The sequence below is a fragment of the Sandarakinorhabdus cyanobacteriorum genome (genome assembly GCF_002251755.1).
Taxonomy (GTDB): domain Bacteria; phylum Pseudomonadota; class Alphaproteobacteria; order Sphingomonadales; family Sphingomonadaceae; genus Sandarakinorhabdus; species Sandarakinorhabdus cyanobacteriorum.
The window spans coordinates 23,246-36,357 of the sequence record NZ_NOXT01000121.1; the positions used below are offsets into that span (position 1 = coordinate 23,246).

The 13,112-nt window shown below is 65.6% G+C and carries 9 protein-coding genes; 8 read left to right on the top strand and 1 reads right to left on the bottom strand.

Features of this window, described 5'->3' with window-relative positions:
- Nucleotides 1-70: 70 nt before the first annotated feature.
- From CHU93_RS13055 to CHU93_RS13080, 6 genes are all read left to right on the top strand, one after another.
- The gene (locus tag CHU93_RS13055) at nt 71-2,911 is read left to right on the top strand and encodes a TonB-dependent receptor (protein ID WP_094474717.1); all 2,841 of its coding nucleotides are present in this window, start codon (nt 71-73) and stop codon (nt 2,909-2,911) included.
- On the top strand, nt 2,911-3,921 hold the full coding sequence (locus CHU93_RS13060; RefSeq protein ID WP_094474616.1) for a phytase: 1,011 nt from the start codon (nt 2,911-2,913) through the stop codon (nt 3,919-3,921). Before CHU93_RS13055 ends, CHU93_RS13060 begins: the two co-directional genes overlap by 1 nt.
- A 66-nt stretch (nt 3,922-3,987) precedes the next feature.
- Complete coding sequence (locus tag CHU93_RS13065) at nt 3,988-4,797, top strand: enoyl-CoA hydratase/isomerase family protein (RefSeq protein ID WP_094474617.1); 810 nt, start codon at nt 3,988-3,990, stop codon at nt 4,795-4,797.
- Entirely contained in the window at nt 4,794-5,978 is a 1,185-nt protein-coding gene (locus tag CHU93_RS13070) for an acyl-CoA dehydrogenase family protein (protein ID WP_243375675.1), read from the top strand. The genes CHU93_RS13065 and CHU93_RS13070 overlap by 4 nt, the downstream gene beginning before the upstream one ends.
- A 153-nt stretch (nt 5,979-6,131) precedes the next feature.
- Nucleotides 6,132-7,268 (top strand): acyl-CoA dehydrogenase family protein, encoded by a 1,137-nt coding sequence (locus tag CHU93_RS13075; RefSeq protein ID WP_094474618.1) that lies wholly within the window; start codon nt 6,132-6,134, stop codon nt 7,266-7,268.
- Nucleotides 7,269-7,545: 277 nt separating this feature from the next.
- Entirely contained in the window at nt 7,546-9,189 is a 1,644-nt protein-coding gene (locus tag CHU93_RS13080; protein WP_165768733.1) for an FAD-binding protein, read from the top strand.
- A gap of 27 nt (nt 9,190-9,216) precedes the next feature.
- On the opposite strand, the gene CHU93_RS13085 is transcribed toward CHU93_RS13080, so the two are convergent.
- Nucleotides 9,217-10,893 (bottom strand): hypothetical protein, encoded by a 1,677-nt coding sequence (locus tag CHU93_RS13085; RefSeq protein ID WP_094474620.1) that lies wholly within the window; start codon nt 10,891-10,893, stop codon nt 9,217-9,219.
- A 288-nt stretch (nt 10,894-11,181) separates the two neighbouring features.
- On the opposite strand from CHU93_RS13085, the gene CHU93_RS13090 reads away from it, so the two are divergent.
- Nucleotides 11,182-12,258 (top strand): hypothetical protein, encoded by a 1,077-nt coding sequence (locus CHU93_RS13090; protein ID WP_133064402.1) that lies wholly within the window; start codon nt 11,182-11,184, stop codon nt 12,256-12,258.
- Nucleotides 12,259-12,287: 29 nt separating this feature from the next.
- Nucleotides 12,288-13,100 (top strand): hypothetical protein, encoded by an 813-nt coding sequence (locus tag CHU93_RS13095; RefSeq protein WP_094474622.1) that lies wholly within the window; start codon nt 12,288-12,290, stop codon nt 13,098-13,100.
- Nucleotides 13,101-13,112 lie beyond the last annotated feature (12 nt).

The following is a 13,112-nucleotide window of genomic DNA, read 5'->3' on the forward strand; positions in this document are numbered from 1 at the left end:
TCATGGCGGCTGGGTAATGGCCGGCCCGCAGCGCTGCGCGATCCCGTGCGGCGCACTGGGGCCTGCTGCCATGATCCTGTCTTCCCGCCGTGCCGGTCTCCGGCTTGCCTTGCTGGCCAGTCTGGCCGCCACCCCGGCCTTTGGCCAGATCGTCGCCGCCGCCGAGGACCAGCCGGCCCCAGCCAATGCCCCTGCCAATGCCAGCGCCGGCGACACCAGCGGGCAGGATGGCGAGATCGTGGTGGTGGGCAGCCGGCCGATTGCCGAATCGCTGGCCGCCGCGCTGGCCGTGCAGAAGAACAGCGACAGCCTGGTCAGCGTGCTGGCGGCCGACAGCATCGGCCGCCTGCCGGATCAGAACATCGCCCAGGCCATCAGCCGCCTGCCCGGCCTGTCGGTGCAGCGCGACCAGGGCCAGGCGCGCTATGTCAACATCCGGGGCGCGCCGCTGCAATGGACCACCCTGTCGTTCGACGGCATCTATGTGATCAGCCCGGAAGGCCGCGACGCGCGCTTTGATTCGCTGCCGTCGGCCATTGCCGCCCAGGTGGTGGTGAACAAGGCGGTGACCCCCGATCTGAACGGCGAAACCATCGCCGGCAATGTCAATATCGTCACGCGCTCCGCCTTTGATTACAAGGGGATGCATTTCCAATCCAAGGCTGGCCTGGGCTATAATGATCTGGGCGGCGGCATGGAGTATGAAATCTCCGGCGTGCTGTCGAACCGCTGGGAAACCGGCATCGGCGACATTGGCGCGCTGATTTCCGGCAGCTTCTATCAGCGCCGCATGGGCACCGACAATTTCGAGATCGACTGGGAAACCGTGGATCAGGATGTTCGCCCTGTCACCGGCAGCGATCCCAATACGCTGATGGACACCGCCGCCGGCCCGCGCCGCGTGTGGGCGCGGGAGATCGAGAACAAATTCTATCGCCTCACCCGCCAGAACTGGTCGGTCACCGGCCGGCTTGACTGGCAGCCCGATGCCAACAACCGCATCTTCCTCAACAGCATCTATTCGATCTTCATCGACGATGAGCTGCGCGACAATTTCCGCATCGACGCCGATGACCAGCAGAGCCGCGTGCCCAGCGCCGCCTGCACCGGCACCACGCCGCAGCTGCCGGCGGCGGGCACCACCGGCTATGCCGATGTCTGCACCGGCAACACGCCGCTCAAGGGCACCATCTATGGCGTCGATTTCGATGCCCGGTTCCGCCAGACCGCCTATCGCCAGAGCGTGTTCACCAACACGGTTGGCGGCGATCACACGCTGTCGGATGCCATCACCATCCGCTGGCGCGGCAACTATACCCGTTCCGAAGATGATCGCAGCCAGCCCTATCTGATTTCCTATCAGTCGCCGGGCTTTGGCAGCAGCGGCGCCACCGCCACCAGCCGCGTGGCTGCCACCTATGATTTCACCAATGCGTTCAACAGCCAGGTGCAATTGTTCAACACGCTGCGCAGCGCGACCGGCGTGCTTTCGGCCGGGACGCCGCTTGCCCGTTACAGCGATTTCCCCAACGCGATGACCAATGTCACCAGCCTTGATGCGCTGGATGTGACCAACGCCTACACCGCCAAGCTGGAGCTGTTCTGGAAGACCGGCCTGTTTGGCGACACCCGCCTGCGCTTTGGCGCCCAGTATGACAATCGCACCAAGACGGCGCGGGAAAGCCAGCTGTCGGTTTCGGGTGCCACCGGATCGCCGCTGGCCAACAATCTGGCCGCACTCGGCATTCCCAACACGCTGGCCGGCATCACCAGCAACGAACCTTATGCAGGCAAGCTGCGCCCTGGCTATTTCTTCAACTATTTCAGTGACCCGCGTGCCGAAACCATCCTCGCCGAAGCCCGCAAGCTGGGCACGTTCGCGCCGGTGGATGCCAATTTCTACCGGGTCGAGGAAAGCGTGTGGTCCGGCTATGCCATGGGCACCACCCGCTTTGACTGGGGCAATATCGTCTATGGCGCGCGGGTGGAGCATGTGAAGAACAGCGGCACCGCCTTCGTGTTCGGCCTGCCCGGCGCCGCGGCCGTGCTGACCACCATCGATACCAGCCAGACCCTGGTGTTCCCCAGCGCCCATGTGAACTGGAACGTGAGCGACGAGCACAAGCTGCGCCTGTCGTTCACCACCGGTGCCGCGCGGCCGGATTACACCGTGGCCCGCCCCAACCTCACCTTCAACGATGCCAACCAGACCGTGTCGGGCGGCAATCCCTTTGCCCGGCCGGAACGGGCGCGCGGGCTTGATCTTTATTGGGAATATTATGGCCGCGACGGCGGCTTCGCCAGCGTCGGCGTCTTCTACAAATGGGTGTCGAGCGCGCTGTTCAACGACACGCGCATCTTTGGCGACACCCGCTTCGATGCCCTGCCCCAGTTCGAACGCAGCGATTACCGCTTCTCCACCACGGTCAACGGCGGCAGCGGCTATATTGGCGGCGCCGAAGCCGCGCTGCAGTTGCAGGTCGATGATTTCGGCGGCGACCATGGCTTCATCGGCGGCTTTGGCGTCATCGCCAACGTCACCTGGAACAAGAGCCGGGTGACCACGCCCGACGGCCGCCGCATCAGCTTCCCCGGCACCTCGCGCTGGGTCTATAATGTCGGCCCCTATTTCGAGAAATATGGCGTGTCGGCGCGCATCGTCTACCAGAAGCGCACCGAATGGCTGTCGGAACTGGGTGGGCCGGATACCGGCGGCGACCTGTTCTGGGATACGGATGGCGAACTCGATGCCTCGATCCGCTATGCCATCACCCCCAATTTCGAAATCTATGCCGAAGGCGGCAACCTGCTGAACGGCCCCGGCCGCCGCTATGTCGGCAACAAGGTGCGGACTCTGGAATTCGAGAAATTCGGCCGCCGCTTCCAGGCCGGCGTGCGCGTCACCTATTGATGCGCGCTGCCGTCCTTCTGCCCCTGCTGCTCGGCGCCTGCGCGCCGGCGGCGGTGGCGCCCGGCATTCCCACCGCCAGTGTCACCGCCACGGCCGAAACCATGGCCGTGCGCTCCGCCGATGATGCCGCCGATGATCCCGCCATCTGGCAGAGCGCCGCCAACCCGGCCGCCAGCCTGATCGTCGGGACCGACAAGCAGGCCGGGCTCTATGTCTATGGTCTTGATGGCCGGGTGCGCGATTTCTTCGATGCCGGCCGGGTCAACAATGTCGATCTGGCCGAAACCCCGGCCGGGGTGATCGTGGCGGCCAGCGACCGCAATGATGAGGCCAGGGCGCAGATCGCGCTGTTCCGGCTTGACACCGCCAGCGCGCGCCTTGTCCCGCTGGGCAAGGTGCCGGCCGGAGCGGGCGAAGCCTATGGCCTGTGCCTGTGGGCAACACCGGGTGCTTTGACCGCCTTCATCGTCATCAAGGATGGCACCATCCGCCAGGTTGAACTGGATACCACGACGGCGACGGGCCGCATCGTGCGCAGCATGAAGCTCGCAAGCCAGTCCGAAGGCTGCGTGGTCGATCCCCGCACCGCCCGCCTCTATGTGGCGGAAGAAGATGTCGGCCTCTGGCGCTTTGACGCGCGGGCCAGCGGCAGCCCCACGCCGGTGAAGATCGCCGGCACCGACACGTCCCGGCTGGTCGCCGATGCCGAAGGGCTGGCCATCGCGGCCGAAGGCGCCGGCAATGGCGGCTGGCTGGTGGCGTCGAGCCAGGGCGACAATGCCTATGCCGTGTGGCGGCTGGCCGATGACCGTTACATGGGCCGGTTCCGCATTGTGGCCGGCCGCGTTGGCAGCACGCAGGAAACCGACGGCATCGCGCTCGCCACCGGCGATTTCGGCCCGGCCTATCCGGCTGGCCTGCTGGTGGTGCAGGATGGCGACAACCAGCCGGCGCAGAATTTCAAGCTGGTCAGCTGGGCCCGGGTGAAGGCGGCGCTTCGCCTCCCCTGAAGCGCCAGATTGACCGGCCCTCCCCACTGCGCCACCTTGGCGCCAACATATTGGGGAGACAGGCGCATGGCGCTGCTGCAAGGCTATCAACGCTTCACCTTCACGCGCGGCCAGTTCGGGCATGATCGGGTGCTCACCGCCACCATCACCGGCAACAATCCGGTGAACGGCGTGGACGAACAGATGCACCACGAACTGGCGCGGGTGTTCACCGATCTCCAGCAGGATCGGGACAGCGACATCATCGTGCTCACCGGTGCCGGCCGGGCCTTTTGCGCCGGCGGCGATTTCGACTGGTTCGAGGAACAGATCGCCAATCCCGCCAGTTTCCGCGACATCGGCTGGGATGCGAAGCGCATCGTCACCAGCCTGCTGGAGATCGAAAAGCCGGTGATCTGCCGCATGAACGGCGCCGCCGCCGGCCTGGGCGCCACCATCGCCCTGTTGTGCGACATGATCGTGGCCGATGAACATGCCGTGATCGGCGACCCGCATGTGAAGGTGGGGCTGGTGGCCGGTGATGGCGGCGCGGTGATCTGGCCGCAACTGATCGGCTATGCCCGCGCCAAGGAGTTTCTGATGACCGGCGATCTGATCAAGGCCCCGCGCGCCGAGGCGATGGGCCTGATCAACTATGCCGTGCCCGGCGACCAGCTGGATGCCAAGGTTGCCGAACTTGTGGCCAAGCTGATGAACAATCCCAAATATGCCGTGCGCTGGTCCAAGGTTGTGGCCAACCAGCCGCTGCGCGTGCTGGCGCAGCAGTTGATGGACGCCTCCATCCCCTATGAAACCCTGTCCAACCTGGCGGCGGACCGGGCAGAGGCGGTGCGCGCCTTCCGCGAACGCCGGGCGCCGAAGCTGACGGGCGAATGAGCATGGCCCCCCCGCTGCCCCCCGTGACCTTCACCGACGAGCCGGATCATGTCGCCCAGCTGCGCGACACGCTGCGCCGGTTCGTTGCGGACCATGCCCCGCGTGAGGCGCGCATCCAGTGGGATCGCGATCACCGCTGGCCGCGTGACGTTTACGCCGAACTGAACAAACTGGGCCTCACCGCGCTCACCGTGCCGGAGGAATTTGGCGGGGCCGGGCAGGATCTGGTCGCCGCCATCGCAGTGATCGAGGAACTGGCCCAGGCCGGCCCGTGCCTGGCTGGCCCCTATATCCACACCGCCTTTTATGGCGGCATGAACCTCTCTGAAAACGGCAGCCCGGAACAGAAGGCCGAGTTTCTGCCCCGGCTGGCCAGGGGCGAATTGTTCTTTGCCTATGGCCTGTCCGAACCCGATGTTGGCGGCGATCTGGCCAGCGTCACCACCCGCGCCCGGCTCGACGGCGACGAGGTGGTGATCGACGGCGCCAAGCGCTGGTGCACGGGGGCGGACTGGAGCGATTATATCTACACGTTGGTGCGCTCCGGCCCTGCGGAGGACCGCTATCGCAACCTCAGTTTCGTGCTGATCCCGACCAACGCCCCCGGCGTGCGCATGCAGGATATCCATCACGCCAATTTGCGCTACACCGCCAGCCAGGACGTGTATTTTGACGGCGTGCGCGTGCCGGTGAGCCACATCGTTGGCGGGCCGCAGATGTGGAACCAGGGCTGGAAACTGCTCGCCGGCCGCGCGCTCGACGTGGAGAAACTGGAAATCACAGCGGTGGCCTTCGGTATCGCCCGGGCCGCGCTGGATGAGGCGTGGGACTATGCGCAGCAACGCGTGCAGTTCAGCAAGCCGATCAGCCAGCACCAGGCCATCCGCCACAAGCTGGTGGTGGCGCGCACCAAGCTGCAGGCCGCCCGCCACATGCTCTATCATGCGGCCTGGCTCGCCAATGAAGGCCGGCCGTGCAGCACCGAAACCAGCATGGCCAAATTGTTCGTCGCCGATGTCGGCGTGGAGATCGCGCTCGCCTGCCAGCAGGTGATCGGCTCCTATGCCCTGTCCGACGCGTTCGACATGGAACGGCATGTGCGCGATCTGCTCGGCATGCCGATCGTCGGCGGATCGAGCGACATGCAGAAGAACAATCTGGCCAGCCTGTGGAAGTTGTGATGGGCCTTGTTTCCAGATCCTCCCCCTCTGGGGGAGGTGCCGACCGCAGGGAGGCGGAGGGGGCGGGCGAGCGCCGCCTCCAAAGCCCCCTCCGCCCTGCGGGCACCTCCCCCAGAGGGGGAGGATTGTGAACCTCAATCGAAAACTTGCCCGATGATCCCCCAACCCCTCCTCACCACCATCGCCGCCCGCGCGGCCGACACCGAACAGGCCCGCCGCCTGCCGGCCGATCTCGCCGCCGAACTGGCCGCAGCCGGCGCCTTCCGGATGCTGGTGCCCAGATCGCTGGGCGGCGCCGAAACCGATGTCGCCCGCCTGTTCGACAGCCTGGAACAACTGGGCCGCGCCGATGCCGCCACCGGCTGGTGCGTGATGATCGGCGGCACCACGGCGCTGATCTCCGCCTGGCTGCCGATGGACCATGCCCGCGAAATCTGGGCTGATCCCAATGTCATCACCGGCGGGGTGTTCGCGCCGATGGGCCGGGCCGTGGTGGACGGCGATGATTATCTGGTCAGCGGCCGCTGGGCCTGGGGATCGGGCAGCGCCAATTGCTCCTGGCTGCTGGGCGGCGCGCTGATCATGGACGGCGGCGAGTTGCGCCGGCTGCCATCGGGCGCGCCCGATCACCGCATGATGGTGATGCGCGCAGCAGAGGTGGAGTTGATCGACACCTGGGACGCCCTGGGCATGCGCGGCACCGGGTCAGGCGATCTGGCCGCCAAGGACGTGCGCGTGCCGCAGGGCCGCAGCGTGTCGTTCATCACCGACACCCCGCGGGAGGATGGCCCGCTCTATCGCTTCGCCCCGTTCGGCCTGCTGGCACTCGGCATTGCCGCCGTGGCCAGTGGCAATGCGCTGGGCGCGCTTTATGATCTGAAGGCGCTGGCCGTGGCCAAGAAAGGCCAAGGGTCAAGCCGCAGCCTCGCCGAACGCGGCGTGGTGCAGGCGGAATTCGCCGTGGCCCAGGCCGATCTCGATGCCGCCCGCGCGCTGGTCCATGCCGAGATCGCCACCGCGTGGGGGAAGGTGGTGGCCGGCGATGCCCTGGATCTGCCCGCCCGCGCCCGGCTGCGGCTGGCGGCAACCCGGCTCACCCAGGTGGCGGCCCGGGTGGCGGCCAAGATGCACGAACTGGCCGGCGGCACCTCGGTCTATGCCAGCCACCCGCTGAACCGCCGCTTCCGCGATGCCCATGTCGCGACCCAGCACGTGATGGTCGCCCCGCCCACGCTCGAACTGGCCGGCCGCGTGCTGCTCGGCCTGCCCGCCGATGCGTCAATGCTGTAACCATCCCACCAACCAGGGTGAGCCGTATGCCGTTGGTGGCGCCGGCTGGGTGGGGATGGCACGGGCCCCGCGTTTTTGTCTGCGCTGAACGCGGCTTGACGCTTTGCAGCGTCCTTCCGGCATGCCGCTTGATCAAGCGCCTGTGGGGATCATTGATGGCCCCTCGCCTCGGCAATCGGCCGCGCCGCGCCGTCGCGCGCGTCTGCCGCCTTGCCCCGTTGGCAAGTTTCACGATTCGCGAACGTTGCTGCGGCAAGCCTTGCTGCAGGAGAAAGGCATGACTCAGACAAGCGGCAAGCGCCCACTCAAATGGCAGAATTATCATGAGACTGTGGAGCGGACGGCGCCCGATCTGCGTGATCTGGCAACTGTCAGCAGCGGGAATCTGGCGGCCTGGCTGGCGGCCAGCACCGCCGCCGCGCAAGCGCTGCTGACCGAAGCGGCGGCAGCGGGAACCATGGTTCAGGTTTTGGGCGGCACCTGGTCCTTCAGCCGGCTGTTGTCGGGCAACGGCATCCTGGCAGACCCGAAGCTTGTCAATGTCGATGACCTGCCGATCTTCGGACTGACAAGCGCCGACACCGCAAACCCGCGCGTGCTCGTCGGCGGCGGCGTGCGCATCGGCCAGTTGAACGCCTGGCTGGAGGCCCGGCAGCTTTCGCTGTTCACATCGGGCGCCCATGATGGCCAGACGGTGGCAGGGGCCTGCGCCACCAGCACCCATGGGTCGGTGGTGGGCTATGGCGCCTTCCAGAATCATGTGCGCGCAATCCAGTTGGTGACCGGGCCGCAGGATTCCGTCTGGCTTGAACCCCAGGAAGACCGGGGCGCCAGGGTGGATGACGCGCTGCTGGCTGGCGTGGCCCGGCGGATGCCCGATGATGAGTTGTTTGCTGCGGCCCTGGTCCATTTGGGGGGACTGGGCATCGTCAACGTGCTCGTGCTTGAAGTGAGTCCGGCCTACAGCGTGGCCGTGGTGCGCCGCCGGCAGCTGTGGGACGAAGGGCTGAGCCGCCTGCTGCAGGATGGGCAATATGCCGCGTTCGCAGCACAGGTTTGGCCAGACGCCATTGCCCAATTCGGCAAGCAGCCGCCTTATTATATCGAGGTGATCCTGCATCCGTTCCGCAATGTCGTCCAGAATCTGCCGCCGCCGTTCAACAAACCCCGCCCCGCGCTCATCTCATTATACTGGCAAGGCGCTGCACCGGCCGATGAAGAGGATGCGCGCTGGTTCGACGATACGCTCAACCTGCTCGAGCGCTTCGTGCGCCGCCGGCCATCGGAATTGCCCGGCGACCTGTTTGACCGCATCGCCCAGAGCCTGGCTGACACCTTGCCCGTGCCGTGGGCCGTCGGCGATGCAGTCGGCGCCATGTTCCGCCAGACGCCCGACGCGGGCGATCGTCCTCGCCGCGCCACCTGGGGCAAAGCCAATGGCCCCCATCAAAAGCTGCCCATCGATCTGTTCAACGCGGCCTATGCCATCCCGCGCGCCCAACTGGATGGGGCGCTGGACGTCATCCACAAGGCCTTTCTGGCCGATGGGATTGGCGGAGCGGCTCCGGTTGTGTTCACTCTGCGCTTTGTTCAGGGGGCAGCGGGCTTGCTGGCATTTCAGCGTTTTCCCGAAACCGTGGTGATCAACATGGATGGGTTGCGCTCAACCGCCTGTTTCCAGGCCGCGGCACGCATCGCCCTGGCGCTGGAAATGGCCGACATCCCGTTCAGCCAGCATTGGGGCAAACAGGGCGAGATCACCGCATCGCGCGTGGCGCGTGAATATGATGGCGGCAACGATGGCAACCCGCTGGGGCAGGACCGGGCCCAGAGGTGGCGGGCGGCCAGAGCCCGGCTGCTGGCCGCGCCGATGCACGATATCCTGACCAACGACAGCTTGCAGGACTGGCAGTTGGGTTGACGGACGCAGGCGGCGCCGGTTCCGATATCAGGGTGCGAGCCATTGCTGCAGTTGGCGCTGGTGATCAGGGTGCCGGAGCACCGCCCGGATGACCAGCGCACCATTGCCGGCCGCAAGTCGATCCGCCCAGTGGCGGCTTGCATTGATGTGACCGCTTCGGCGCTCCCAGACCATCGCGGCCAGCAGGGCCGGCGCGAAATGCGGTACCAGCGTGGCCGCCTCGAGCGCCATGGCGGCATGCGTGCCGGCGTCGGCAGCATCGCCTTGCGGATCGGCCAGCAACCGCGCCAATGACAGGCCGGCCAGTGCATAGGGACGCACCGCCAGTTCCGGATTGTGCCGCAAGGCCAGTTCCAGCTGCCGCATGGCATCCCCGGCACGGCCCCGTGCCAGCGCGATCCAGCCTGCCCAGAAGCGGCAGCCCGGCATGGTTGGCCCCAATGCAATTGCCCGTTCGATCAGGCTCTGGGCTTCGTCCAACTGGCCACCCGTACCGATCAGGGTGGCGGCAAGGTTGCTCAGCACCATCGGATCACTGCTGCCCGCGGCGAGCGCCAGCTGATAGTGGGTCTGCGCCTCCTGCAATGCCGTCATGGGATCCGCAGCCCAGCCGTTGATCAGCGCCACCGCATTGGCAAAGGCCAGCAAGGATGCAGCCCAGGCATTGCCCGGTTCAATCACCAGCACCTGGCGCGCCATGTCGCGCGCCCGGGCAGTGCTGTCGGGCTGCCAGAGACGGATATCGGCGTTGGCCCGCCAATAAAGATGATGGGCTTCCGGAGCGGTGATCGGGCGCTGCACCGCCAATTGGCGCTCGTGCTTTTCGATCTTGCTGTCGATCAATGGCGCCACTTCGCTGACAATCTCGTCGAGCATGGCAAAAACATTGGCGTGGCTGATCTGCCGGCGGGCCGACCACAGTCGTTCCCCCACCGCGGCATCAACCAGCCAGATGGTGAGAATCATGCCGCCTGCATGCGCCCGCATCTGACCATCAAGCAGATAGCGAACATCGTGCATCCGCGCCGTGACCATCGGCGTTTGGTCGGGCCGGTGCGGACCGGCCTGCACCACAAACAGGGTTGACCATGACGACAGGCCATCAATCAGCGAGCGCGCCATCAACCCGCCAAGCCCCGAATCCGCCAGGCTGCCGTCCCCATCGTGCCAGCCGAAATCGACGATACCAAGCGTGGGTTTGAGAGCCACCGCAACACGGCGGCGCCAGACTTGATCGCGGGCGTGGCGCAGCATGCGGCGCACAAAACTGCGCTGTTCGGTCAGCCAGTCTTCAAAGGCCTCGGCGTCCGAGAGATCAATGCCTTCCAGCAGCGTGATGTCGGGATCGATATTTGCCGCGGCGGGATGGGGCGGATCAAGCAGCAGGGCATCGACCTCGATCCTGGTCAAGTCGAGTGCAACTTGCTGGCGATCAATGACCAGCAACGGTGGCGCATTGACTGGGTTCAGGCAACGCCGCAGCGTCGACAGCTCGCGGCGCAGGCTGCCATCCCGCCGCGCGGCATCAACCTCACCCCACAACAGGCTGCCCAGCCAATGCCGATCGCGACGGCCGTTGCGCCCCATGGCCAGCAAGGCAATCAGCGCTTGGGCACGCCGGCTGGCGATGCGAATTATGCTTCCGTCCGGCTCGAACAGCGCGAACGGGCCAAGAATTTGCAGGCGATATTTGCCCGTGGCCATCCCGATGCTCCCCCATCAGCCAACAGATTAGCATGATTTGTGAACCGGCAGCGTTTTTTTCACGCTGCGCGAACGCTGGACGAACGACTGTTCAGCAATGAAGCCGCCAGTAGCAGGTTTTTTGCTTTGCAATTGTGTGACGGTTGGGAGGAAAATGAAATGAAACCGTTACCTTGTGGAATGGCGCGGGCGGGATGCGCTGTGCTGCTGGCCCTTTCCGCTTCAGCCGCGATGGCAGCGCCAGAACCGCCAAAAACGGACTCGCTGGCGCCACCGAATTCGGCCGCAGTGGCAAACCTGACCATCGATCATGGCGACAGGCCGAATCGGGGTGGCGGGCCGACCTTTGTGGTTTCCACCGGCAAATCCGCAGCGAACATCAACGGCCTTTTCGTCCGCCGTGTGGAGGTGACGCACGGGGACATGGCCTTTGAAGTGGCAAATGGCTGGTCGCTGTCCACAACGACACCCGGCTGCAAGGTTCCGCCCACAACCCAGAAGGCGTTCCGCCAGTGCAGCTTCATCCTCCAGCCGAACGACACGCCGTTGGACCGGTTGGGGCTGCCGGAACCGGGGAGCCATCGCATCCGGATGGCGCTGATCGATGGCAATGGCGAAATCCGCAATTTCGATCTGTTGGCCGATCGCCATTGGGGCTGGATCTGGCTGCTGCTGGCCCTGGTGGCTGGCACGGGCGGCGGCGTGCTGGTGGGCCGTTGGCGGGACGGTGGCCGGGCCCAGGTGCAACAATTGTTGGCGGTCAACAGCGCCCGGGCACAGCTGCATGCGGCGCTGGCAGGCACGGCCTTTGGTGCAAGCCAATTGCTGGGCCTGGCCGATGATCTGGCAAAGCGCATTGCCGCAGAGCCACATGATCTGCAGGCGGAGGTGGCGGAACTGCAGCGGCGGATCGGGATCGCCACCCGATTGATTGACGGATCAGACAGCACGTCTGCCGAGGTGATCAGCGGAATGCTGGTCTGGTTGGGCGACCGGCCGGACGGTCTGGTCAAGCCGGTCTCGACAGCCGAGGTTGAAGAGAAACTGCAGCAGCTCACGCCGGCGGTGGTGATGGCGCAAGCAATGGCTCCCGCTGGCGCCCAGGCTTTGCTGCCAATATCGGCCACACAATTGGAGCCCGACAGCGCGCCGGCCGACCTGCGCCGCCAGCTGCGCTGGCAGGATGGCAAGGTGCACTACATTCTGCTCAGCCTGTTCGTGCTCGTGGCCTTCGTCGCGCAATGGAGCGCGACCTGGGGCGGCATTGGCGACGTGGTGACGGCTGTCGCCACCGGCTTTGGTGCCTGGGCCACCCTCAATCAGGGCGTTGATGTCCTGGTCTCCACCGCACGCCGCCGCACTTGATCCGAATTTGCCGAAGGGGAGGATTTGCCATGAAGATCAACTTGTTTGCTGCCGGGATGATGCTCTGGGCCACAGGCGCAACCGCTGCCGAGCTCCCGCTTGCCACCAACCGCTTGGCCGCGACAGTCACGCTGACGCGCGGGCAATGCGAGGGTCCCGATGAGCAGGCCGCCCCCGCTGCCACAGCTGCCGGCCCCGTCCTGATCGGCATCGTGGCCTCGGCTGCCGTGAATTTGGTCGGCAGCCTGCTGCAGCAATGGCGCGACGGTGCCAGCGGCCAATTCCTGGCCACCGGTGTGGTCGATAGCCCACTCTGCAACGGCGTCCACACCCTCAAGATTGAGCGCAAGCTGCTTGTCAGCGGCGGCAAGATGGAGCCATTCGAACTGACCGCGAAACTGGCGAACAAGGACGGCCAGCTCACGCTGACACCGAACCAGCTGTCCTACGGGAGCACCTCTGCTGCTCGGCAAACCCGAACCAAGCATGTGTCGATCGTGCCCGCTTTCAGCAGCCAGGCGCCAAGTGACGGCAAAACGGTCAATGAGGAAAAGGCGCTCGCGTCCTTCCGGTTGAACTTTGGCGAACTCGAGATGGGCAAGCGATATGATGCAAGCCTGTTGGAAGGCACCGCGGTTATGGCCTCGCTGCCCAAGGACACCAAGGGCTTCAACATGGCCGCGCTGGTGACCGAAAGCCGCGAGGCCGGGCCGGCCCTGAAGGCGCTGGTCGATGCCTATGCCGACGGCAAGGATGACCTGGCCAAGACCTTGGCCAAGCTCATCGAAAAGACCGCCGGGATCAAGAGCGACGACGCCAAGACGAAAACCGACAGCAAATAATCGAAACACGAG

Excerpts from the sequence above, each read along its gene's own strand:
- CHU93_RS13060 (WP_094474616.1), top strand. The coding sequence starts at position 2,911 with ATGCGCGCTGCCGTCCTTCTGCCCCTGCTGCTCGGCGCCTGCGCGCCG.
- CHU93_RS13055 (WP_094474717.1), top strand. The coding sequence starts at position 71 with ATGATCCTGTCTTCCCGCCGTGCCGGTCTCCGGCTTGCCTTGCTGGCC.
- CHU93_RS13080 (WP_165768733.1), top strand. The coding sequence starts at position 7,546 with ATGACTCAGACAAGCGGCAAGCGCCCACTCAAATGGCAGAATTATCAT.
- CHU93_RS13085 (WP_094474620.1), bottom strand. The coding sequence starts at position 10,893 with ATGGCCACGGGCAAATATCGCCTGCAAATTCTTGGCCCGTTCGCGCTG.
- CHU93_RS13095 (WP_094474622.1), top strand. The coding sequence starts at position 12,288 with ATGAAGATCAACTTGTTTGCTGCCGGGATGATGCTCTGGGCCACAGGC.
- CHU93_RS13075 (WP_094474618.1), top strand. The coding sequence starts at position 6,132 with ATGATCCCCCAACCCCTCCTCACCACCATCGCCGCCCGCGCGGCCGAC.
- CHU93_RS13065 (WP_094474617.1), top strand. The coding sequence starts at position 3,988 with ATGGCGCTGCTGCAAGGCTATCAACGCTTCACCTTCACGCGCGGCCAG.
- CHU93_RS13070 (WP_243375675.1), top strand. The coding sequence starts at position 4,794 with ATGAGCATGGCCCCCCCGCTGCCCCCCGTGACCTTCACCGACGAGCCG.